The following is a 23,845-nucleotide window of genomic DNA, read 5'->3' as shown; positions in this document are numbered from 1 at the left end:
TCGGCGAAAGCCGCAGGCGCGTACCCGTTAGCGCCCGCAGGCCGCCGTCAACGGCTCTTGGCGCCCGACAGCCCGGAGCAAAGGGCAGAAGTGTTTCATCCAATGGAATTGGACGTCGCCGCGGCGGAGAATCAGGGGCAGTCTTGGGGACAGCCCGCGCTCCACAGACAGGAAAGAAGGATGCGATGTCCCTCAGCGTTGAGGAAATGAACAAACAGCTCCCGGTGGCGAATGTGCTGCCGGGCGACGCCGTCCCGTACTACATGGCGTCGGGCGAAGGCGCCCGCTATGAGATCAACGGCCAGCTCGTCACGGTGATCGCCCGGGCGGCGGACACCGGCGGGATTTTCAGCGCCGCCTACATCTCCGGCGGCATGGGGGCCGAATCGCCGTTCGTGAGCCACGCGGTGGAGCACAAAACCCTGTACGTCTTCGACGGCATCCTGCACGTCTGGCTGCCGGGCGAGAGCCGCATCCTGACTCCCGGGGATTCCGTGGTGATCCCGCCGGGAACCCCGCACGCATACCGGATGGCAAGCCACTACACCCGGTTCCTGAACTGGATGACCCCCGGCGGCGCCGAGGCCTACTACGCACGCGTTGGCACTCCCATCGATTCGCACGTCCCGCCTGTCAGCCCGGGCCGGAAGCTCGGCCGGCAGGAGTGCGCGGCGGTGGGCGCCGAATTCGGCATGACGTTCCCCGACGTCGAACGGGTGGCACCGTCTCTCCGGCAGGACGCCGGGCTGCCGGCCGCCCAGAGCCAGTACTTCCTCAGTGCCGGCGAGGGCGAACGGATGGTCAGCTACCAGACCATGTTCACCTACTTGTCCCGGCCGGCGAACACGGGATCGAACTACTTCGCCGTCCACACCAAGGGCGCCAAGTCCCCCTACATTCCGCTGCATTTCCACGAACAGCACACGGAAAACTTCCTCTGCACCGAGGGCCGGATGTGGATCTACGCCAACGGTCGCGAAGTGCTGCTCACCAAGGGCGACTTCCTCCACGCCCCCGCCGGGACCATCCACTCCTTCGCCTTCGATGCCCACAACACCCAGATGGTCGGGTTCCTGACGCCGTCGGTGTTCAACGGCTTCTTCGAGTACTTCAACAAGCCCACGGAGGACTACATGTACACCGAGGGCGGTGAGCCCTATATGGACATGGAGGGCTTCGGCCGGGCCCAGGCCGAGATGGACCTGACCGTGGTGGGTCCCCCGCCGCAGCGCAGGGCTGCGCTGGACATCTAGGCGGCCTGGGCATCTGCCGGCTCTCTGGTCCGGTTGCACGTCCCACGGGAATGGCCCGGAACCCCTGCGGGGGTTCCGGGCCGTTGGCGTCGGTGCACGGTTTACTGGCGGTTCATGGGGCGTGTCGGTGCACAGCCTGGCGGACCAGCTCGCGCCCGTAGTCGTTGCCGTTCGGTGTGCGCAGCACCGTGTGCATGTGGAACGGGGCCGGGGTGTCATTGCTGAGGAAGACCCCGGTGTGGTGGTCCAGTTCCATGACCAGCACGGGGCTTTGCAGGCGGAAGTAGAAAGCGTCCTGCGCCTCCCATCCGCCGATCCAGCAGAACCAGGTTTCGTCCCAGTGGGCCGCGATCTCCCGCCGGCGCGCGGTCCGCGGTCCGTCGGGGAGGTACGCGATGAAGTCTGCCACGAGCTCGTCGAGGATCGCGCGTGGCGCGGCGGGCATCGCGCTGACCGGGATGCCCTCGTAGGGAATCACGCGGTTGTCCTGGAAGCAGCCGGCCAGGTGCCGTTCGTCCCCGGGGTGCAGCCGGCCCTCGGGCATGGCGGGATCCTGCATGTCCGCGAAAAGCGTGGCCTCGTCCCGCAGCGGCCTGGGCAGGGACTGCATGAGACGCCGCGCCAGGGCGATCCGCTCCTTGAAAACGGCCACGCCCCGGTGCGGGCCGGCGTCGATGACGTCCGGTTCGGCGCCGAGGAACACCGGGGAAATCACCAGCTGGGTCCCGGCCACCAGGACGTTGAGCGCCACGTGGTGGCCGAAGAGCTGCCAGCCCCACGGGGCAGTCTCCGAGGGCTCACCGTAGAGGGCGAAGTTGTAGCTGAACTCGTTCATGAGCTGCGGCAGTTCCACCAGGTCGCCCAGGAATCCATTGATCCGCATCAGGTTCCGGACCAGCTCGTAGCCGGCCGGGCTCAGGCTCGCCGCCAGGACGGCCAGGATCCGTTCGCGCACGTCCGGGTCCAGTTCGTCCAGGCGCAGGCCCGTGTCATGCTGCAGGAATTCCGGGTTGGCCCAGCTCTGCCATTCGTGGGCGTCCACCCCGTAGCGGAGCTGCCCGGCCTGCGCCGGCGTGAGTCCCGCCAGCAGGTCCCGGGCGGCGGCTGTCATCGCGGCCGCGGGCGCCTCCTCCCCTGCCGGTGCCGGCTCGAGGGGGTACAGCCCGGTCCGGCGGACCCCGTCGCTGGTCACACCGGTGAAAGACTCGGGGTACTGGGCGGCCCAGCCTTGGATCATCGGACCGGCGAAGGGGTCGGTCTTCGCCGCCTCGGCGTAGCCCCGGGCATCCAGGCCACGGATCAGCGCCACCCGAGGGTGGTCGGGCGGGTAGAGATAGTCACGGAAGGACGGCACGGACACGTGATCTCCTGTCGGGGTCTTCGGATGGGGTTGCCAGCGGCCAGCCGGCGGCGACGCCAATGGCCGCGGCGGCCGCCGCCGGATCGGTCCCCCGCCACGCGACGTGCTGGTCCGGGCGGACCAGCACCGCGGTGGCCTGCCAGTGCGTGGTCATCGGCGTTTTGTGCTGGTCGGGTCCAACGTCGACGACGGCCAGCGGGATCCCGTGTACCGCCGCGGCGGCCAGGGCCGCCGCGTAGGCCTGACCGGCGGCGGCGCCGCCCAGGCTGTCACGGTCCACCAGGAGGGTGAAGCCGGTGCCCAGCAGGTCATAGAGCGACGTCGTCGCGTCGAGCCAGGCGTGTGGCAGCATTGATCCCGGACTGGCGGAGGGGACGTAGCTGACGGGGTCCTCGGCGGGGACGGGCTGGCCGTCCGGGACCACCAGCGGCGAGGAGCCGTACGCGTAGCCCAGCACCAGCCCCAGCGAGTCGAACTCGCTTTGTTTGACGGCCAGCGCCTCCCTGGCGGCCTGCCGGGCTGCCTCGCCGTCCGCATCCGCCCGGCCTAGGGCCGGGTCCGCGAAGTGGTAGGCCAGCGACTTCCCGTTGGCGGCGGCGTCGCGGATGGTCCGGGCCGCGACGGGCCGGCGCTCCAGCTCGTAGCTGGCGGCCAGGGCCGGGCCGGCCCAGCCCTCCAGGGCGGCCGCGATCTTCCAGGCCAGGTTGGCGGCGTCGCCGATGCACGTGTTGAAGCCGTGTCCGCCCCAGGGCGGATTCAGGTGCGCGGCGTCCCCGACCAGGAACACGCCGTCGTGCCCGTACCCCGGGGCGAGCAGCATGCGGGCCGTCCAGGGGTCGGTGGCGATGACCTCGACGTCGACGTCGGCCCCGACGAGCGAGCGGACCAGGTGTCCGGCGTCGGGTGTTCCGTTGCCGTCCACGCCCTGGATGATGGCCCACCAGGTGCTGCCGAGATCCAGCCGCCCCACCATGCCCGAAACCTCGGGTCCCAGGACCCAGTACTGGACGGCCGGGTCCAGAGTGATCGCGGCGGCGAGGGTGTCGGAACGGAACAGGACACTGATGTTGGAGAGCTCGGCGGAGCCGCCGGCGAGGCGGATGTTCAACCGGCGGCGCACGGTGGAGGAACCGCCGTCGGCCGCGGCGACGAAGCTGCAGTCCACGGCCTTGCGCCGCCCGGTTGCGTCGGACACCGCCACGCGCGAGCCAAACCGCGGCCGGCCGAGACCCGGCGTGCCGCCGCCCTGGTTGATGTCCAGGTCTTCCACGCTCAGGCCGGTCAGCAGCGTAATGAGCGGGGATTCGGCGGCGGCCTCCCGGAGCACGGCCTCCATGACGGGCTGCGGGACCTGCTGCCCGCATTCCGGCTGGGGGCCATACCGTCCCGGGACGAGCTGGAAGGCCTGGTGGAACCGGGTGACTTCGTGGCCGGTGAGGGCGGAGCAGAAGATGACGTCCTGGGCGTAGGCGACCGGCAGCGGGGCGGCGTCGCGGAGTTTCCCGGCCAGCCCGAGGCGGCGCAGGTGCGTCATGGTCCGGGCGTTCGTGGTCTTCGCGCGCGGCCGGTCCGGGTCGATGGTGGTCCTCGGCTCGATGACGAGGCTGCGGACGCCGCGGTGCGCCAGGTCCAGGGCCAGGAACAGCCCGCTGGGTCCTCCGCCGGCGATCAGTACCGGCACCCGCTCCGGCAGGTCGCCGAGGGCCGCGTTGTCGACGGCCGTCATCAGGCCCGGGCCCGCAGCGACGGTCCGCCCACGGGCGTGGTGAGCGTTCCCAGGGTGTCGATCTCCACTTCGACCGTGTCGCCGGGTTGCAGGAGCCACGGCGGGGTCCGTACGTAGCCGACCCCTTCCGGGGTTCCCGTGGCGATGACGTCACCGGGATGCAGGGTCATCGTCTGGCTGATCAGGGCGATGATGGCCGGGACGGAGAAGATCATGTCCCGGGTGTTGCCGTTCTGGACCTCGGTCCCGTTGACCCTCGTCCGGACCTGCAGTCCCTCGCGAAGGTCCCCGGCCTCGTCGCGGCTGACCAGCGGGCCGAGGGGGCCGCTGAAGTCGCCGTTCTTGCCCAGGGTCCACTGCGCGGTGAGTTTTTGGGCCCGCCGCGCGGTGAGGTCGTTGAACGTGGAGTAGCCGAATACGGCTTCCGCGGCGGTGGCTTCGTCGGCGGATTCGACCCGCTGGCCCACGTAGGCGGCGACTTCGCCTTCCCAGTCCAGCCCGGCCTCGCCGGCGGGCACCGGCGCGGGGACGTTGCCGACTGACAGGGAGGCGGTCCACCGGCCGAACAGCGTGGGGTACTCGGGCACGGAGAAGGCACCCTCGGCCGCGTGGGCCCGGTAGTTCAAGCCCACGCAGATCACGCGGGCAGTGGGCGGGACCAGCGGCACTTCCGTGACGTCCGCCCGGTTCAGCGACGCGCCGCCGGCCGTCAGGGACAGGGACTTTTCCTGCCAGCCGACGGCATCCGCCCAGAAATCCTGGACCGGAGCCAACGGGTGGACCCGGGTGTCGGCCAGGGCCGCAACCCAGGCCGCGCCGTCGTGGGTGATGCCGATGTACTGCATGTGGAGGGCCTTTCAGGTTCCGCCCGGACGGGCGCGGGGTAATGGTGATCGTGAAAAATTGGCACAGCAAAGCTGCCCGGGTCAGGCCGGAGCCTGCACATCGTGGCGGCGGGGACAGTTCCCTCAGGGGACGTGGGCCTGCCGGAGGAAGAAGTCGACGGTGGCGTCCATGGCCTTCTCCGCGGCCGCCTGGCTGTGATCGGGCAGCACCCACATGTGGTCCGCGTCCTCGATCAGGAGCAGTTCGACGTCGGTTCCGGCGGCTTGCAGCGCCGCCGCGAGGGACGTCGACTGGGCCGGCGGGACGAAGCGGTCGGCGGTCCCGTGGACCAGGAGGAACGGCGGCGCCGCCGGCGTCACATGGCCCACGGGGCTGGCGGCAGCGGCCTTGCCGGGGGCCTCGGCCAGCACCGCTCCGATGAGCAGTTCTTCGCGGGACCCGGGGTCATCGGCACGGGCGACGGCGTTGGGCAGGCTTTGTTCGGCCATCCGGGCCAGGTCCGCGGGCGCGTACCAGGCGGCCACGGCAGCGACTGTGCCGGCCGTGGCGGCAGCGGTTGTGGCGGCAGCGGTTGTGGCGGCAGCGTTGCCGGAGGTGAGCCCCACGAGGCTGGCGAGATGTCCGCCCGCGGAGTCGCCCCAGGCGTAGATCCGGTCAGGATCCACGCCGTACTCCTGGGCGTGGTTCCGGAGCCAGTGCACGGCGGCCTTCGCGTCCTCCAGCTGAGCCGGGAACCGGGCGGCCGTGCTGAGCCGGTAGTCCGCGGAGACCACCACGAATCCCGCGTCCGTGAGCCTCCGGAACGGGCTGAACCCGAAACCGTCCAGCACCGGGCCGAGGGAGGACCGCTCCCCCGTCCGCCAGCCGCCGCCGTGGAAGTGCACGATCGCGGGGAACAGCTTCGCAGCCCGCCCTTCGGCGGGGTGCTGTTCAGCGGCGGGGAGGTAGAGGTCCAGCAGCAAGGGTTCTGCGCCCCCGGGGCAGGCGAACTCGATCCCTTCCAGGATCTGTTCTTCTGTCATCGTCGGCTCCATCTGCTGCTGGCCGGCTCGAGGTGTTCCGGCGTCTGAATCAAGGGTGTCGGATACCGGGCAGTGCCGGCACCGGGCATTTCAATCATTGGAACGGCTTTGCCTCCACCAGGGCCCGGGCCAGGAAGGCGAGGCCTTCCTGCACGATCCTAAGCCCCGCGGAATGGTTGAGGTAGCCGTGGACAGCACCGGCTTCGAGGCGGAAGTCAACGTCGGTTCCGGCACGCCGGAGTCCTCCCGCGAACGCCTCTGCCGAGGGCCGCAGGTCGTCATATTCGCACGCGATGATCGCCGCGGGCGGCAGCCCGGCGGGGTCGGCGTTGCCGGGCATGGCGTAGGAGGACGCCATGGCGACGGGACCGCCGATGTAGTTCTCCACGAGGGCGCGGCAGTCATCGGAAGTGAAGCGCAGCAGCCGCGGAAGCCCCTCGAGCACTCCGGCGGCGTCCAGCACCCGGGCGGCGCCGGACCCGCGGCCTGGCCCGGTGCCGGATCCGGCGCCGGGCTCTGGCAGCTCGGCGTGCAGGAACGGGTACGCGAGCAGCAGCTTGGCCGGCAGCGGCAGACCGGCGTCCTTGAGGAAGAGCGCGGCCCCGACGGCGAGATTGCCGCCCGCGCTGGCGCCGCCCAGGCACACCCGGGCGGGGTCCGCGCCCAGCTCCGCGGCGTGCTCCACGGTCCAGAGCCAGGCGGCCAGGACGTCCTCGTGCGGGACGGGGAAGTGCACGCCGTCGCGGGCCAGCCGGTAGTCCACGGACACCACCACGCCGCCGCTGCGGGCTGCGACTTCCCGGGCCAGTTGGTCCGCCTCACGCATTTCCGGACCGCCGCCGGCAAAGCCCCCGCCATGCATCCACACGAGCGCGGGAGCATCGCGGCCCGGGCCGCCGCCGTAGACCCTGACCGGGACGGTCCCGTTCGGGCCGCGGGCCCCGGCTTCCCGGAAACGGACCGACGGAGCCTGGTAGGGCACGGCGCCGCCGCTGAACGCCTCGAGCCGGTCCAGGCCGCCGGGCTGGCCCAGGAGCTCAGTGAACGAGCCCGCTCCGGCCAGATGGTGCAGGGCCCCGGCCAGGTCCGGATCCAGGCTCATGGCCGGGACCCGGTCACGGACCGGACCCAGGGCAGCGGACCCCCCAAGTCAACCGTGTCGGAAGTGTCGGCATCGCCCGCAGCGTCCGCGGCCCCGGCCGTGCCGGCGCGTCCGGCCTGCGGCAGGGACAGTCCGTGGCCAAAGCGGAAGACGGGGTCCTCGGTGTCGAACGGCATGTCTTCCCGGGAGGCTTCGACGGCGGCCATGGAACGCGGGAGGTCGAACGGCAGCCGGCCCTCCGGTACGGCACGGCCGGTGAGGATGTCCGCCAGCGCATCGGCATCGGATCCGTAGTTAGCCAGCAGGGCCGCGGCGTGGTCGGCGAGTTCGGGCAGGACGGCGGGCCGCTCCAGGTTGATGTCGATCACCGTGGGGACGGCCCGGCAGATGGCGGTGACGCGTTCGATCTCCTCGGGGGCGAAGGCCAGGTTGCCGCAGTGGAAGAAGGATTCGAAGCCTTCGCCGCGCACTTCGAACGGGGTCCGCAGCCGGAGGATGGCGAGGTCCGCGGCGTCCGGCGTCGGAACTGAGACGAAGCCCGGCCCCAGGTCCGCGGCCGTGATGCCTTCCAGGTAGACCCTGGCGCCGGCGGCGAGCGGCAGGAGGGGACCGCCGTCGACGTCCTTGTTGGCCAGGAGCGTGTAGGAGCGGCGCTGCATGGCCCGGCCCGCCGCGCGGAACTGTGGGGTCCCCACCGAGGCGTCGGAGGCGGCTGCGTCCACCAGGGGGTTCTCGAAGAGCCCCAGGCGGAACTTCTCCTCCAGCAGTTTGCGGACGGAGACGTCGAGCTGGCCTTCGCTGAGCTTGCCCGCCCGGACGGCGTCGGTCAGGAGGTCGACGCAGCTTTCGCCGCCGATCTGGTCCACGCCGGCGTCCAGTGCCTTGAGCAGCCGTTCCTGCGGGGTCAGGTGTTCCACGCCCCACGCCCTGGCCGGGAACACCCTGCCGAAGATGTCGCCGTCGGTGAGGATGCCCCAGTCTGAGCAGACGATCCCGCCGAAGCCCAGCTCTTCGCGCAGGAGTTCGGTGAGGACGCGCTTGTTGAAGGCGAAGCCCACTTCCTCATATTCCGTGCCGACGGGCATGCCGTAGTACGGCATGATCTGCCGTGTGCCGGCGGCGACGGCGGAACGGAAGGGCAGCAGGTGGTAGTCGAAGTTGCCGCCGGGATAGACCTGTTCGCGGCCGTAGCTGAAGTGCGGGTCCTCCCCGTCGAGCTGGGGGCCGCCGCCGGGGAAATGCTTGGTCATGGTGGACACGGACGCCGGGCCGAACGCTTCGCCCTGGAAGCCCCGGACATAGGCGCCCACCAGCTCCGCGGCGAGCTCGGCGCTTTCACCAAACGTGGCCGCGCCGCGGGACCAGCGCGGTTCGGTGAACACGTCCACCTGCGGGTGCAGCGCGGCACGGATGCCGACGGCGAGGTACTCCTGCCGGGCGATGTCGGCGAACTCCGCCACCGCGTCGGGGTCTCCGACGGCGGCGAAGCCGAGCGCCTCGGGCCACTGGGAGAACGGGCCGGCCAGGGCTCCGGTGCCGGGGTTGTCGGTGTAGGCGTGGCGCGGGTCGGTGGAGAGCGTGACGGGGATGCCCCAGCCGGTGTCCAGGGCGAGGCGTTGGATGCTGTTGTGCCATTCGGCGAGTTCCCTGGCCTGGGTCGCGGCGCCGATGATGTTGAAGTGGTTCATGCGGCGCCTGCCGATCAGCTCCACTGCAGGGCCGGTGCCAAGCGCGAAGGGCAGCGCGCCGTGGAACATCAGGCCCGCCTTGTCCTCGAGGGAGAGCCGGGAGCGCAGGTCCTGCACGCGTTGCCCGACCGGCAGGGTGGCGTCCTGGTAGGGGTAGCGGGCGGTGGCGGGGGTCATGGCTGGCTCAATTCGTTGGAAAGGAAGGTGATGGCGGTGTCCAGGATGCTGTCTATCCGGTCTTCTGCGCCGAAGAAGCAGTGGTCGGCGCCTTCGATGACGACGACGTCGTTGCGGACGCTGGCGGCGCTGAGGGCTTGCGCGAGGAGTTCGCTCTGGGACAGGGGCACGAGGGCGTCGCTGTCGCCGTGGATCAGCAGGAACGGCGGCGCGCCGGCGCTGACGTGGCCGAGCGGACTCGCGGCGGCCAGCAGGTCCGGGTCGCTGGAACCGCCAATGAGCATGGGCCCGGGTTCCATGCTCATGCCTGCCGGAACGCCGGCAACCATGGGGCCGGTGAGGAGGCCGGCCGGGAGCTGCATCGGGGGCATGAGGGGCAGCGAGGCAACGCCGTAGAAGTCCACGACGGCGCTGACGGCACTGGAGTGTCCCTGCGCCCCGAGTCCGCCCTCGAGGTCATCCCGGTCGCCGGTCAGGCCCAGCAGCGCGGGCGAGGTGGCCGCCGGCCGATTCGCCCCAGGCGCCAAAGCGTTCCGGGTCGATCCCGAGCTCCTGTGCGTGCGCGCGGAGGTAGCGGACCGCCGCTTTCAGGTCATGAAGCTGGGCCGGGAAAGGGGCTTCGAGGGCCAGCCGGTAGTCGACGGTGGCGCAGGCGATCCCCGCCGCGTTGAGCCGGGAAAAGACGGAGTCCGCTGGGAAAGTGGGCGGCAGCTCACGGCGGTCCCCCAGCTGGAAGGCGCCGCCGTGGACCCACAGCACCAGCGGAACCGGTCCGGGCACCGGACCCCGTCCGGTCCGCGGGAGCCAGATGTCCATGGTCAGCGGCCGGAACCCGACGGTCCGGGCGTAGCTGACTTCGCGGTGGACCGCGGAGACCTCGGACACCTGCACGGCCACGCCCGGGCCATCGAAGGCAGGGAAGGCGGGGAACGCGGGACCAGCTTGTCCGTCCTTCCCGGCGGCGGTGTTGAGGTCTGCCGCCGTGTCAGCAACTGCGGGTTCGATAAGGGTCATGGTGCGCTCCTGATGAGGTGGGACAGGGATTCAGTTCCCGCCGAAACGGCCGGGCCAGCCGTTCCCGCCGGTCCAAGCGGGACGGAGAAGGTGTGCGTTCCGGGCCCGACGACGGCGCCCGCCCGGCCGGGCAGGCGGACTTCGGCGCTGGTGCCGGCCGGCACGACGGCGTTCAGGGTCAGCTCGCCGTCGTCTATCCGCCAGCTGGCCGCAATCAGGCCCTGGGGTCCGCGGTGGGACGTGCCGGCGGATGAGAGGCCGGCGCCGGGGCGTGGTTCGATGATGAGTTGTTCATAGGCCGCGCTCCCCGGTGCCTGCCGGAGTCCGGCGGCGTAGCGGTGCAGGAAGGACACCACGGCGCCCTTGCTGTAGTGGTTCAGGGACTGCTGCGCCCTGCCGTCCGGGCCGATGCCGTTCCAGGCTTCCCACATGGTGGTCGCTCCGCGGTCCACCATGACCAGCCAGGACGGTTCGGTGTCCTGCATGAGCAGTTCATAGGCCAGGTCAAGGTGGCCGTTGTCGGCAAGGACGGGCAGCAGGTCCGCGGTGGCGAGGAATCCGGTGCCCAGGTGGGTGCCGGCGTCCCGGATGAGGCCGGCCAGCTGCGCCGCGACCGCTGCCCGGTGCTCCTCGGCGACAAGGCCGAAGGCGAGTGCCCGCACACAGTTCGCCTGGCTGGGGTCGGACAGTTGCCCGGTGTCAGTGACGTATTCGCGGGCCCAGGCGTCGCGGACGTTGGCGGACAGCCCGGCCAGGGCGGCGGCCTCCGCATCTTTGCCCAGGACGGCGGCGATCCCGGCCATGATGGCGGCGGAGTGCCGGTAATAGGCGGTGGCCACGATGCCGTGGTCGGCGGACCTGGCCGCGAACAGGTCCGGTTCCGGCCCGTCGGGTTCGAGCCATTCACCCCAGTGGAAGCCGGTGTCCCACAGATACTGTTCGTGCGGTTCCGGTGCGGGGCGGGCGGCGGCGCGGGCTGGGTGCCGGCCGCCAGCGGCTGTGCTGCGGATGAACCCGAGCCAGCGGTTCATGGCCTCCCAGTTCTGTTCCAGGATGTCCGTGTCCCCCGTGGCCCGGTAGATCTCCCATGGCACCAGGACGATCGCGTCTCCCCAGCCGGCCGAGCCGTTGACAAAGGCCATGTGATCGGCCGCGGTGGCGTCCGGGCCCGGCGACGGCGAAATGTTGACGATTACCCCGTTGTCCCACTGGTCCGCCCGGACGTCGTTGAGCCACTTCCGGGAGAAGCCGGCAACGTCGAAGAGGTAGGCGGCGGTGGGCACGAACACCTGCCAGTCGCCGGTCCAGCCAGCTTTCTCCCGCTGCGGGCAGTCCGTGGGGACCTCGCAGGCATTGCCGCGGAAGCTCCACTCGACGATCTCGTGCAGCTTGTTGAGCCGGTCATCGCTGCAGCTGAACGTGCCCACGGGTTCGAGGTCGGTCTGGACCATGCGGCCCACGAGGTCCCCCGGTTCCAGCGGTTCCGCCAGTCCCCGGACCGAAACGTACCGGAAGCCGTGCGACGTGTGGCGCGGCTCGAAAATTTCGCCCGGCGCGCCGGAGGACACCACGGAGTCGATCTGCCCGGCGGACAGGAACTGGCCCGGGTTGCGGAAATCGTGCGGCCGCAGGTGCTCCTGCGTGACCTCGCCCGTGTCGTCCAGGGCTTCGCCGTACACCAGCGTCACGGCGTGGCCTGGGGCGCCGAGCCGGGCCAGGCGCACCCAGCCGTTGATGTTCTGGCCCAGGTCCACCACCTGGTGGCCGCTGGTAAGCCGGGTGATGGAGGCCGGGGCGATGTCCTCCACGGCGCGGGTAGGCGGTGCGACCGGCCCCGTCAGGGTTTCAAAGCTGCCGTCACGGAGCACAGCGTGTACGCGACGGTTTCCGGGGCGAACGCCTGCGGCACGGAAGTCGACGTGCTGCCCGGCCATGAGGTCCGCCCTGACAATTTCGGTCGGCGTCACCAGCCAAGTGTCATCGGTCCCGACCACCGTCCGACCCGCCGTCGACGCCACCTCGATCTGCACCAGCAGCGCCGTCGTGGTCCCGTACATGTCGGCGTCGCGCGTGTACCCGAACGTGCCGCGGTACCAGCCGTCGGTGAGGACGCCCGTGACGGTGTTGCTGCCGGCGTGCAGCAACGTTCCGACGTCGAACGTCTGGACTTGCAGGGTGCTGTGGTAGCTCGTGGAGCCCGGGGTGAGCTCCTGGTCCCCTACCCGGTGGCCGTTGATGAAGAGCTCGTAGATCCCGTGGGCGGTGGCGTACGCCCGGGCTGAGTCCGGGACCGCGTCCAGCTCGAAGGTGGTGGACAGCGCGTAGCCCGGGCGCTCGCCGGGCGCGGGGATGGCGGGCTCGCCGGGGCCGATCCACTGCGCGGTCCAGTCGGCGGGGTGTAGCAGGCCCAGTTCGACCGGCATCGGTTCCGCCCAACCGGAGGCTGACTCGCTGCCGTCCGCGGCAAGGTCCCAGGTCCGCACAGTCCATTCAAAGCGGTCCCGGGAGCCCAGCGCCGGGCCGCCGTAGGGCACCAGGCGGTGGGTTCCCGATTCCACCCGGCCGCTGTCCCAGCCGTTGCTGGCGGTGATCTGGTAGGCGTTTTGCCGCACCGTCCCCTCCGGCGGGGTCCAGCTGAGCCGGGGACGGGTGGTTGTGATGCCGAAGGCCTCGCCCAGGTGCTCGGCGCGCAGGCGTGTGGGGTGGTTCATGGTTGCCTACCTCATCCCGTCGAGGGCGGGGACGGACGCCGCCGGCCGCGAAGACGCCGTCGGCAGGACGGTCGCCGCTGGCCGAATGGAGGCCATTGGCCGAATGGGGGCCGCGAGGGGTCCGGCGAGCGCAGCGCGTGCATTGCCGGCGTGCCCGGCGGGCGCGACCCTGAAGCTTGTCTCCTCCCCGCACCAGCCGCGCCCGGCGTCCCAGTGCTGGAAGGACCGCCCGGGCAGTGTGACCCGGATGTCCCGGTGTTCCCCGGCCGGGATGAGTTCGGTCGCGAACCCCGCCAGCCAGAACTCGGGCCGGTCCACGTCCGTTTCCGGGGCGTCGGCGTAGATCTGCGCCAGGTATTTTCCGGCCCGGGAACCGGTGTTGCGGACCGTCAGGACGGTCTGCACGTCGTCCCCGGGTGCCGCTGCCCCCAGCAGCGTGAACCCCTCCACCGCGAAGGTGGTGTAGCCCAGGCCGTGGCCCAGCCAGTACGCCGGAGCGGCAGCCTGCGGGGTTTGTCCGGTTTGCTTTGCCCAGCCGCGGTAGCCGACATCCAGCCGTTCCGTATACTCGAGCCTGCCATGCCGGGGGCGCGTGTCACGGACGGGGGCATCAGCAAGGGCGGCCGGCCAGGTGGTCGGCAGGTGCCCGCCGGGTTCGGCGTCGCCGAACAGCACATCGGCCAGGGCGTTCCCGAATTCCATGCCCGGGAACCAGACCAGGAGCACCGCAGCGGCGTCGTTCCGCCAGGGCATCTCCACCGCGGCACCGGCGTTGACCACCACCACCGTGCGTGGGTTCGCTTCGATGACGGCGCGGACGAGGTCGTCCTGCCGGCCCGGTAGCGCCAGGGAGGTCCGGTCAAAGCCTTCGCTTTCGACGGCACCGGAGGTCCCGACCATGACGACGGCGACGTCGGCGGCGCCGGCCGCGGCAGCGGCCTTGGCGATCTCCCGGTCCGCCGACTCCCGGGGTTCGTCGATGGCCAGCCCCACGCGGAACAGAGTGGCCTGCGGATGCCAGGCGTACCGCAAGGTCAGACGCACCGGGGTTCCGGCGGTCAGGTCGACGCCTGCTGATTCGTCCGGCGCGCCGATCAGCACGGCTTCAATGTCGGCGTAGCGGGCCCGCGAGTCCGCGCCCGCCACGGCGTCGCCGTCGACCTCCAGGCTGGCGTGGCCGATGCCCTTGAAGCCCAGCTTCCAGGTCCCGGAGACGTCCGGCGTGAAGATTGTTTCGACGTCGACGGCGGTGGCGCCGGCGGGGATGGCGCCGGTACCCCGGGTGAGCGTGGTGCGGGGACCATATTCCTCCGCGACTGTGCCGGCCGGTCCCCGCCAGGTCAGCCGGACGCTGCCCTCCCCCTGGCCCGGGGCGTGGCATTCCGCGGTCCGGGGTTCGCGAAGGCCCTCGGAGAGCCAGGCACCCTGGACGGTGGTGAGCCGGACGCCGTCGCCCGCCCGTGCGCGCAGGCCCTCAGCGGGCGCCACCGTGTAGGCCGGGAACACCGAGGCGCTGCCGCCGCCCTGGGTCCGGGGATCCAGCGCCGCCGGTCCCACCACTGCGATGGAGGTGAGGTCCCCGGGTGAGAGGGGAAGGACGCCGGCCGGATTTTCCAGCAGCACGAATCCTGCCGCGGCGGCCTCCCTGGCCACGGCGGCGCCGGCTTCGGGTGCCGCGGGCCCGTTCCGGCGGCCCTCCTCCACCCGGCGGCCCAGGGTGACGAGCCGCCGCACCTTCTCGTCAATGACGGCCTCGGGGACCAGACCGGAGGAGATGGCGTCCACCAGCCCGTCGCCCCACAGTTTCTCCGGTCCCGGCATGGCCAGGTCCGTGGCCGAGAGGGCGGAGTCCACGGTGGAGTACACCGCGTGCCAGTCCGAGACGACGGCGCCTTCGAATCCCCACTCGGTTTTGAGCGGGTTCTCCGTCAGGGGATTCTCGGTCATGGCCTTTCCGTTCACGCCGTTGTAGGCCGCCATGATCATCCAGGGGCGGGCCTGCCTGACGACTCGTTCAAACGGTGCAAGGTAAACCTCGTGCAAAGTCCGTTCGTCGAGCACGTTGTTGACGGTGGTCCGCTCGGTCTCGGCCTCGTTGGCGACGAAGTGCTTGGGGCAGGCGCCGATTCCCTGGCCTTGGATGCCGTCCACGTATGCGGCCGCCAGTTCACCGGTCAGGAGCGGGTCCTCGGACAGGCATTCGAAGTTCCGGCCTGCCAGCGGTGAACGGTGCAGGTTCATGGTGGGTCCGAGCACCACGTCCACCTCCTGGCGGCGCGCCTCGGCCGCCAGCAGCCTCCCCACCCGCGCCATCAGCCGCCGGTCCCAGGAAGAGGCCAGGCACGTGGCGGACGGCAGGTTCACCGAGCCGGCCGCCTCGGTGTCGCGGTGGCCGCGGACGCCGACGGGCCCGTCGGAAACCGTGATCTTCGGCAGTCCCAGGCGCGGCTCGGCCTGGGTAAACCAGAGGCCGGAGCCGCTCAGGAGCCGGACCTTGTCGGCCACCGGCAGGGTGCGGATCGCTTCTTCGACGTCGGCGTCAAAGCTCGTGAAAGTCATTCCTTGGTGCTCCTGATCGTGGGTTTTGGTCAGCTACCAGCATGGGTTTGCGGCGGCGTGCCCGGACAGCGCAGTTTCATTGGTTGACACGGCGCTGCGGGGAACTCAGGAAGCGACCGCTGCTGATATGGCGGCGGCGGTCAGGCGGTGCGTGCCCGCCCCGACGGTCTGGCCGTCCTCCCCCGGCAGCCTGATCTCCGCCTCCACGCCGTCGGGGATGCTTGCTTCGACCTCGAACACCCCGTCGCCGGTGGTCCGCCACTCGACGGCGATGGTGCCGTGCGGGCTGCGCAGGCTGGTCCTGGCCCAATCGATGCCCTCGCCGGGCAGGGGCGCGATCAGCACCCTGGAGTAGCCCGGGGCGAGGGGCCGGATTCCCCCGACGTACTTGTGCAGCCAATCAGCAATGGCGCCGAGCGCGTAATGGTTGAAACTCGTCATTTCGCCCGGGTTGATGGTGCCGTCCGGGAGCATGGAGTCCCACCGTTCCCAGACGGTGGTGGCCCCCATGGTCACCGGGTACAGCCACGAGGGGCATTCCTGTTCAAGCAGGAGCCGGTACGCCTCGCCAGCGTGTCCGGTATCGGCCAGGGCGCCGGTGATGAAGGGGGTCCCGGCGAACCCGGTGGAGACGCGGTAGTTGTTGTTCCGCACCAGTTCGGCGAGGCGGTTGCCGGCAAACTCCCGCTGCCGGCCGGTCTGCAGGATGTCGAAGGCGATGGCCAGGGCGTAGACCGTGGTGCAGTCGCTGTGCACGGTTCCGTCGGCGGCCACGTAGTGGGTGTTGAAGGCCGCCTTGACCCGCTCGGCGAGGCGGCCGAACGCGGCGGCGTCGGCGTCGTGTCCCAGGAGCGCAGCCGTCCGGGCGGTGATGGACGCCGTGCGGTACAGGCACGCTGTGGCGACGACGCCGGTGTCCGCCTTGGCCGCCCACGGCTGGTCCGGCGCGGCGTCCGGGTCCAGCCAGTCGCCGAACTGGAAGCCCTCATCCCAGAGCCCGGCGGGCGAGAGCAGTCCCTCCACCCGGCGCGTGTGGGAAGCCATTGAATCGTACTGGTCCTTCAACACGGTGCTGTCGCCGTAGGCCTCCCACAACGCCCACGGAACCCACACGGACGCCTCGCTCCAGATGGCCGAGGATTCCGGTGCCGGGAATTCCGGCGGCTGGGGGCAGTACTTCAGTGCGTCCGGCACGGTGATGGGAACGAGTCCCCCGGCAGCCTTTTGTTCCGCGGCAAGGTCCAGGAGCCAGTCCTGCAGGAAGCCCTTGACGTCGTAGAGGAAGGTGGCCGTGGGGGCGAACACGGCGATGTCCCCGGTCCAGCCGAGCCGCTCATCGCGCTGCGGGCAGTCGGTGGGGAGGTCCAGGAAATTGCCCTTGAGGCCCCAGACGATGTTGCGGTGAAGCTGGTTCACCAGCGGGTTGGAGCACTCGAAGGTTCCGGTGCGTTCGAGCTCGGAGTGCACCGCCACGGCTTCGAGGGATTCCGCCGTGAGCTCGCCGGGCCAGCCGGATACTTCCGCATAGCGGAACCCGTGGAAGGTCTTGCTCGGTTCGAAGAAGTCCTTGGCGCCGGAGAGGATGAACGTGTCGGTGGCGGCGGCCGAGCGCAGCGCCCGGGTTCCCAGCTCACCGTCCTCGAGGACTTCGGCGTGGCGCACGGTGATGGTGGTGCCGGCGTCGCCCTGGACGGTGAAGCGCAGCCAGCCGACCAGGTTCTGGCCAAAATCCACCAGCGTCTTGCCGGCCGGTGAGGTGAAGACCTCCACCGGTTTGATGACCTCGTTGCGCACCACCGGCGGCCCGACGGGATCCGCCAGCCGGCCGGCGTCGAACTCCAGCGCATGGACCCCTGCCCAGGCGCCCGCCCCCACGGCGGTTGCGTCGGCGTTAAAGCCCGGCCGGGCCCAGCCTGCCGGTTCCCGCCGCGCGTCGGTGCGCTGCCCGTCGTAAAGATCGTTGGCCGTGGTGCCCGAGGGTCCGGACTGCCATGACGTGTCCGAGGCGACCGACTGGACGTGGCCGTCGGCGAATTCGATGTCCAGCTGTCCGTAGAACCCGAGTTCATCGCCGTACAGGCCCGACTTGCCGTGCCAGGCCAGGCGTCCGCGGTACCAGCCGTTGCCGAGCGCAATGCCGATCACCGTAGCAGGCCCCACGAGCGCGGTCACGTCGTAACTGCGGTAGCGCAGGCGCCATTCGTACGAGCTCCAGCCCGGACTCAGTACGTCCTCCCCAACCGGGACGCCGTTGATCTGCGCCTCGTAGATGCCGAACGCCGTTGCCCGCAGGAGCGCGCGCTTCACGGGTCCGTGGCCTGCGTCGAGCCGGAATTCCTTGCGCAGAAGCGGGGCGCCGTCAAAGTCTCGATCGGGCGCGATCATCGTGGCGGACCAGGGAGCCGGGGTCATGTGGTGTCGTCCATTCTTGTCAGGCGTTGGCATGGGAGTTGGAATGCTGTGGGAGTTGCCATTCTGTGGGGGGTGCGCGGTACCGCTGGCGTCGCGGGATCAGGACCGGCACGGGTTCGGTTCAGGCGTAGTGGCAGGCGACGTCGGACGCGCCCACGCTCCGCAGGGCCGGCCGTTCGGTCCGGCACAAGTCCGTGGCCAGCGGGCAGCGCTCGCTGAAGGGGCAGCCGCCGGGCGCGGCAGCGGCGGCCGCCGCGGTCCGCACGCCCAACGCTTCGCGTTTTTGCCGCCGTTCGGCCTGTTCCGCCGGGCGGGGCACGGGCGAGGTCGCCACGAGTGCCTGGGTGAAGGGGTGTTGGGGCGACTCGGTGACATGTGCCGCGGGACCGCTTTCCATGACCTGGCCGCGGTAGAGCACCACGACGCGCTGGGCGAGGAACTGGACCACGGAGATATCGTGGGCGATGAACAGGTAGCTCAGCCCCCGCTCGTCCCGGAGGTCGGCCAGGAGGTTCAGGACCTGGGCCTGCGTTGAGAGGTCCAGCGCGCTGACCGCTTCGTCGCACACCACGAGTTTCGGCTCGCAGATCAGGGCCCGGGCGACGGCGATCCGCTGCCGCTGGCCGCCGGAAAACTGGCCGGGAAAGCGGTCCACGGCCTCGCGCGGAAGCCCCACCCTGGCCAGCATGTCCTCGGCGCGCTGCCGGGCTTCCCGGGCGGCCACGCCGCGGATCCGCAGCGGTTCGGCCAGTGACGCGCCGATGCTCTGCCGGGGGTTGAGCGAGGAGTTCGGGTCCTGGAACACGGCCCGGAGTTCGCCGCCCAGTTCACGCCGCCGCGCGGGGCTGGCATGGGTGATGTCCGTGCCGTTGTAGCTGACCGAACCCCCGCTGCACTTTTCCAGGCCCAGGATGGCTTTGCCGATCGTGGACTTTCCGGAGCCGGACTCCCCCACCAGGCCCACGGTCTCCCCGGGCCGGATGCTGAAGCTCACGCCGTCCACCGCGGCCGGCATCGCGGCGGCCTTCCGGCCCCGGCCGTAACGGACCACAAGGTCCACCACGTCCAGGAGCGGCTGCTCGGGAGCCTGCGCTGTTCCGTCCTGGCGTACCGCTGTTTCGATGCTCATGGCCTGTCCTTCTCAACTGTGCTGTCCATCTCAAGAATGTCGAGGACACGGTGGGCGGGTACTTCGGTGGCCACCCAGGCCAGGCCCTCCACGGCCAGTTCGTCGGCCTTGACACAGCGCACCAGGCCGTCGTCGGAGCCGGAGGGCACCAGCGGGACCGGCGCCACGCAGGCCGAGCCGGCGAACTGGCAACGCGCCACGAACCGGCACCCGCCCGGCCAGTCCTTGGGCTGCGGCACCTGGCCGTTGATGGTTGCCAACCGCTCGGGCATGTCCTCGGCGGTGTTGGCGTGCGGGTCCGCGGCCAGCAGCGCCAAGGTGTATGGGTGGCGGGGGTTGTCCAGGATGCTGGCCGTCCGGCCGCTTTCCACCACCTGGCCGGCATACATCACGGCCACGGTGTCGCAGATGTCGGCCACCACGCCGAGGTCGTGTGTCACCATCACCACGGACATGCCGGTGTCCTTGACCAGTGCCCGCAGCAACGAGAGGATCTCGGCCTGCACCGTCACGTCCAGCGCCGTGGTGGGTTCGTCGGCGACCAGCAGCCGGGGACGTCCGGCCAGGGCCAGGGCGATGGCCACGCGCTGGGCCATGCCGCCGGAGATCTGGTGCGGGTAGGTGGTGAGGATGCGGGCGGCGTCCACGATGCCCACCTTTTCGAGCAGGCCCACGGCTTCAGTGCGCGCTTCGGCTTTGCCCATGCTCCGCAGGCGCCGGATGGCGGAGACCAGCTGGTAGCCGACCGTGAACATGGGATCGAGGGCCCGCATGGGTTCCTGGGAGATCAGCGCGATCTCCCGGCCCCTGACGCCCGCCAGCTCATTTTCCGCGGCGGCCGCAAGGTTCCGGCCGTTCCACAAAATCTGGCCTCCGGTGGCGGATACGCCGGAAGGCAACAGGCCCAGCAGGGACAATGCCGTCATGGTTTTGCCGCAGCCGGATTCGCCCACGAGCCCGAGCACGGTCCCCTGTTCGACGTCGAAGGAGACCTCCGTGACCAGCGGCGTGCCGCCGTCGACGCCCACCGAGAGCCCGCGGACGCTCAGGCGGCCGGCCGTGGCGGGTTCGTCCGCCGCCGCGGACGGCGCAGCGACAGCGGTGGATGGGGCAGCCGCAGCGGTGGACGGCGCAGCAGCGGACGCAGCCGCCCGGCGTCGGCGGTCCGCGGCGGAGGGCAGATGGGAGGCGGCCGCATTCGGGGCCTTCCCCAGGGCGTTGCCGATGGCGTTGGCCGCGAGGACCGTCAGCGCCAGGACCGCACCGGTGGGGACCATCAGCCAGGGGGCGTCGTAGACGTGCTGGGATGCGCCCTGGATCATGCCGCCCCAGCTGGGCTGCGGGATGGGCGGCCCGAATCCGATGAAGGCCAGGCCGGCCTGGATCAGCATGCCCACCGCGAAGATGAGGGCGGACTGCACCACGATCGTGTTGTTCAACCCGGGCAGCACGTGCCGCAGGCTGATGCCGAGCGTGCTCACGCCGTCCACCTTGGCGGCGTCGACGTAGAGCTGTGACTGCAGCGCGGTGGCCTGGCCCAGCATCACGCGGTAGATGCCGGCCGAGATGAGGACGCCCAGGATCGCCATGACGACGGGAATGTTCGTTCCCACGGCACCGATGACCGCCAGGATGATCACGGTGCCGGGCAAGGACATCATGACTTCGGTGACGCGGCTGATCGGCCCTTCGGTCCGTTTTCCCGCGGCGGCGACCATCGCCAGGACGGTGCCGAGTCCGACGCCGACGATCACCGTGATGAGCGATGTCCCCAAGGTGCCGGCGGCTGCGGCGAAGATGCGGCTAAGCAGGTCCCGGCCCAGTTCGTCGGTGCCCAGCCAGTGGGCGGCGGTGGGGCCGGAGAGGATGGCGGCGAAGTCCTGGTCCTCGGTCTTGTACGGCAGCCACCACGGCGCCGTGAGGGAGGCAAGCACCAGGGCCGCCAGCCAGAGCACGCCTGCCACGGCACCGGGTGCCGCGAACAGGCGGTGGGCCTGAATCCGGCCGACCGCGGCCTTGGGGCCGGGCCCGGGCCTTCCCGTGGCGGTGCTGGCGGGTGTGGCTTCGCCTGTGCCCGTATCTTCCGCATTCGCCGTGGCGGGGACGGGCGCGGGGGCAATGGAAGGGATCATGAGGCACGCAACTTCGGGTCGAGAAACTTGGTGGCGAGTTCCAGCACGAGGTTCACGGCCACCACCACGACGGTGGCGACCACCACCACGCCCTGCACGGACGGGGCGTCGTGGGTGCTGACGGAGGTCTGGACTGCCTGGCCGAGGCCGGGCATGGCGAAGAGCTGCTCCGCGATCACGGAACCGCCGAACAGTCCGATGAACTGCAGGGCGATGCCGGCCACGATCGGCAGGCTGGCATAGCGCAGGGCGTGGATGTACAGGATCTTCCAGGTGGGGGTGGCCGTTGCCCGCAGGGTCCGGATGTGTTCCTGCTGCAGCGCCTCCAGCATGGAGGCCCGGGTCTGGCGGGCGATGAACGCCGCACCGCCCACGGCGAGGGTGATCACCGGCAGGGCCAGGGACAGGGCCCAATCCTGGGGTGAGACCTCAAAGGGGACGTAGCCGGTGGCCGGAAAGACCGAGGACTGGACAGCGAAGAGGTACACAAAGATGATGCCGATCCAGAAGGCCGGCAGCGCCACGGCGAGGCCGCAGACGGCGCCGACGATCCGGTCGACCAGGCCGCCGCGCACGGCTGCCGTGACGCCAAGACCGATTCCGAGTACCGCACTCAGGAGCGTGGCTCCCGCCGCGAGGGCCGCCGTCACCGGCAGCCTGCTGGCCAGGTCGGCGCTCACGGAGCGGCCGTCGATCAGGGACACCCCGAAGTCACCCTGCGCGGCGCTGCCGAGCCAGCGGAAGAACTGGACGGGCAGCGGATCGGACCAGCCGAGCCGGACGTTGACCTCGTCAATGGCTTGCTGGGTGGCGCCGGCGCCGAGGGACACGGCTCCGGGGCTGCCCGGCATGGCGTGCACCAAGAGAAATGCCAGCACCGCGACCACCAGCACGGTGGCCAGCGCCATGAGCAGGCGCTTTGCGACGTAAATCGCCATGATGACCTCCATTGGTCAGGTCCTGCCGGACGGCCTTCGCCTGGGGTTAAGGCCGTCCGGCGGGGTGGGTGGTCAGTTGGCCGGAGCGTAGGACGAGAGAAGCGGGTAGACGTTGCTCCCGGCGAACTCCACCGGCTTGACCTTCTTGGTGTTGTAGCCCTGGTTGGTGAGGGATTCGAAGAGCGGGATCATCCAGCCGGATTCGACCAGCCGGGTGTTGAGCTTGGTCAGCGCCGCCTTCCGGGCGGCATCGTCCTTGGCGGCGGCGACCTCGCCGGTGGCGGCGCTGAGCTGATCGTCCGTGGCCTTCTGGACATTGGTGAAGCCGTTGAGGATCGCGCCGTACATCAGGCCCACCGGGTTGTCCCAGCCCAGCGGTGCGTAGCCCAGCGGGGTGGTGGCGACGGCGGCGAACGCCTCATCGGTCGACGTCGCCATCTTGACCTGCATGGTGACGCCGACGGCGGCCAGGTCCTTCTGGACCGCCTGGAGATCGGTCTGCGTGGTGGCGCTCGCGACGATGGTGAATTCAAAGCCGTTGGCGTAGCCGGCCTCCGCCAGCAGGCTCTTGGCCTTCGCGGGGTCGTAGGCGAACTGTGAATTCAGTGCTTCCGTGAAACCGGCTGAATCTTTGGGCAGGGCGTTCCACGCCGCGATGTCACCCTTGTGCAGCGCATCGACCAGGGCCTGCCGGTTGATGGCGTACTGGAACGCCTGGCGGACCTTTTCGCTGGCGAAGGCCGGCGATGTCTTGCCGGTCTTGTCGAAGGCGACCATGGTCTGGACCGTGCCGCCGATCTGGGAGACGCCCACCCCCTTGGCCTTGACGAAGTCAACGGTCGGTGAGGTCAACTGGGCGACGTCCACCTGCCCGGAAACGAGGGCGTTGGCGCGGGCCTGCGGGTCCTGGATGACGCTGAAGACGATCTTGTTGTAGGGGTATTTCGCGGCGTCGGTGTTCTTGTCGTTCTTCTGCAGGACGTACTTGTTGCCCTTGACCGTGGTTCCGGAGTCCAGCGTGTACGGGCCGGAGCCGTCCGGCTTGGCGGCCAGGCTTGCCGTATCCGCGGCCCCTGCCTTGCCAACGATCATGCCGAGGGTGGAGGTCAGGTTCTTCTCGAAGCCCGGCTGCGCCTTGGCGAAGGTCAGGGAAACCTGGGTGGGGCTCAGGACGTCCACGGACGTCAGTTCCTGGGCGCCGCCCTTGGCGATGGCGGAGTACGCCGAGAGGGCGGGATCCGTGCGGCGGTCGAAGTTGGCCTTCACCAGTGCCGCGTCCAGCGTGGACCCGTCCGTGAACGTCACGCCCTGCTTCAGCGTCAGGGTCAGCACTGTGTTGTCGGCGTTGTAGCTGAATCCGGTGGCCAGGCCCGGGCCCACGGAGCCGTCCGCCTTCAGGGTCATGAGGTTCTCGTAGAGGCCTTCGAAGAACTGACGCTGTGCGTCGGAGACCCGCAGCGGGTCGAATCCGAAGGACGCGCTGTCACTCTCGACGCCGATTGTCAGGGTGGTCTTGTCCACGGTGGAGGCCGCCTGGCCGGAGCCGCCGCAGGCGGTCACGGAGCTGAGCATCAGGACACCGGCCAGAACGGCTGCGCTCCGTCGGGCGGTTGGGTTCAGAAGTTTCATGTAGTGCGCCTTCGCATTCTTTCCAAAACAACGGGGATTTTCGGCATCTGGTGGGGGTCGGGGCTGAAGCGGACCGGCCGGACGTTGCCAGTCCGGCGCCGGTGCGTTCCTGGCCCTTTCCCCCAGATGCGGTCGGGTGGACCGGCT

Annotated in this window: 16 protein-coding genes; 1 reads left to right on the top strand and 15 read right to left on the bottom strand. The window is 70.2% G+C overall.

The features are described 5' to 3' along the window. Positions 1-185: 185 nt before the first annotated feature. Entirely contained in the window at positions 186-1,253 is a 1,068-nt protein-coding gene (locus tag ABH915_RS11245; protein ID WP_370121179.1) for a quercetin 2,3-dioxygenase, read from the top strand. Positions 1,254-1,365: 112 nt separating this feature from the next. Here the strand turns inward: ABH915_RS11245 and ABH915_RS11240 are convergent, their stop codons facing one another. From ABH915_RS11240 to ABH915_RS11170, 15 genes are all read right to left on the bottom strand, one after another. Continuing rightward, complete coding sequence (locus ABH915_RS11240; protein WP_370121176.1) at positions 1,366-2,613, bottom strand: DUF3500 domain-containing protein; 1,248 nt, start codon at positions 2,611-2,613, stop codon at positions 1,366-1,368. Further along, positions 2,591-4,339 (bottom strand): FAD-dependent monooxygenase, encoded by a 1,749-nt coding sequence (locus ABH915_RS11235; protein ID WP_370121173.1) that lies wholly within the window; start codon positions 4,337-4,339, stop codon positions 2,591-2,593. The genes ABH915_RS11240 and ABH915_RS11235 overlap by 23 nt, the downstream gene beginning before the upstream one ends. Next, positions 4,339-5,184, bottom strand: coding sequence for a fumarylacetoacetate hydrolase family protein (locus ABH915_RS11230; protein ID WP_370121170.1), 846 nt, complete (start codon positions 5,182-5,184; stop codon positions 4,339-4,341). Before ABH915_RS11230 ends, ABH915_RS11235 begins: the two co-directional genes overlap by 1 nt. A 123-nt stretch (positions 5,185-5,307) precedes the next feature. After that, positions 5,308-6,219, bottom strand: a complete 912-nt coding sequence (locus ABH915_RS11225) for an alpha/beta hydrolase fold domain-containing protein (protein WP_370121168.1) — start codon at positions 6,217-6,219, stop codon at positions 5,308-5,310. Between the two features lie 82 nt (positions 6,220-6,301). Continuing rightward, entirely contained in the window at positions 6,302-7,309 is a 1,008-nt protein-coding gene (locus ABH915_RS11220; RefSeq protein ID WP_370121165.1) for an alpha/beta hydrolase fold domain-containing protein, read from the bottom strand. Further along, on the bottom strand, positions 7,306-9,174 hold the full coding sequence (locus ABH915_RS11215) for a glycoside hydrolase family 3 N-terminal domain-containing protein (RefSeq protein ID WP_370121162.1): 1,869 nt from the start codon (positions 9,172-9,174) through the stop codon (positions 7,306-7,308). The genes ABH915_RS11220 and ABH915_RS11215 overlap by 4 nt, the downstream gene beginning before the upstream one ends. Then, a complete protein-coding gene (locus ABH915_RS11210; RefSeq protein WP_370121159.1) occupies positions 9,171-9,701 on the bottom strand; it encodes a prolyl oligopeptidase family serine peptidase in 531 nt (176 codons plus the stop codon). The genes ABH915_RS11215 and ABH915_RS11210 overlap by 4 nt, the downstream gene beginning before the upstream one ends. Next, the gene (locus ABH915_RS11205; protein ID WP_370121156.1) at positions 9,631-10,188 is read right to left on the bottom strand and encodes an alpha/beta hydrolase fold domain-containing protein; all 558 of its coding nucleotides are present in this window, start codon (positions 10,186-10,188) and stop codon (positions 9,631-9,633) included. Before ABH915_RS11205 ends, ABH915_RS11210 begins: the two co-directional genes overlap by 71 nt. After that, entirely contained in the window at positions 10,185-12,899 is a 2,715-nt protein-coding gene (locus ABH915_RS11200) for a family 78 glycoside hydrolase catalytic domain (RefSeq protein WP_370121153.1), read from the bottom strand. The genes ABH915_RS11205 and ABH915_RS11200 overlap by 4 nt, the downstream gene beginning before the upstream one ends. A 6-nt stretch (positions 12,900-12,905) precedes the next feature. Further along, positions 12,906-15,458, bottom strand: a complete 2,553-nt coding sequence (locus ABH915_RS11195; protein WP_370121150.1) for a beta-glucosidase — start codon at positions 15,456-15,458, stop codon at positions 12,906-12,908. Positions 15,459-15,563: 105 nt separating this feature from the next. Further along, complete coding sequence (locus tag ABH915_RS11190; protein WP_370121147.1) at positions 15,564-17,870, bottom strand: family 78 glycoside hydrolase catalytic domain; 2,307 nt, start codon at positions 17,868-17,870, stop codon at positions 15,564-15,566. Between the two features lie 121 nt (positions 17,871-17,991). After that, positions 17,992-18,999, bottom strand: coding sequence for an oligopeptide/dipeptide ABC transporter ATP-binding protein (locus ABH915_RS11185; protein ID WP_370121144.1), 1,008 nt, complete (start codon positions 18,997-18,999; stop codon positions 17,992-17,994). Beyond that, entirely contained in the window at positions 18,996-21,131 is a 2,136-nt protein-coding gene (locus ABH915_RS11180) for a dipeptide/oligopeptide/nickel ABC transporter permease/ATP-binding protein (RefSeq protein WP_370121141.1), read from the bottom strand. Before ABH915_RS11180 ends, ABH915_RS11185 begins: the two co-directional genes overlap by 4 nt. Further along, positions 21,128-22,081, bottom strand: coding sequence for an ABC transporter permease subunit (locus tag ABH915_RS11175; RefSeq protein WP_018772745.1), 954 nt, complete (start codon positions 22,079-22,081; stop codon positions 21,128-21,130). The genes ABH915_RS11180 and ABH915_RS11175 overlap by 4 nt, the downstream gene beginning before the upstream one ends. Before the next feature lie 60 nt (positions 22,082-22,141). Beyond that, positions 22,142-23,698, bottom strand: a complete 1,557-nt coding sequence (locus ABH915_RS11170) for an ABC transporter substrate-binding protein (RefSeq protein ID WP_370121137.1) — start codon at positions 23,696-23,698, stop codon at positions 22,142-22,144. Positions 23,699-23,845: the final 147 nt, after the last annotated feature.

Origin of the sequence: Arthrobacter sp. MW3 TE3886, assembly GCF_041262145.1 — a bacterium.
In the GTDB taxonomy this organism is placed as follows: Bacteria; Actinomycetota; Actinomycetes; order Actinomycetales; family Micrococcaceae; genus Arthrobacter.
This window is presented reverse-complemented; position numbering and strand designations above follow the sequence as displayed.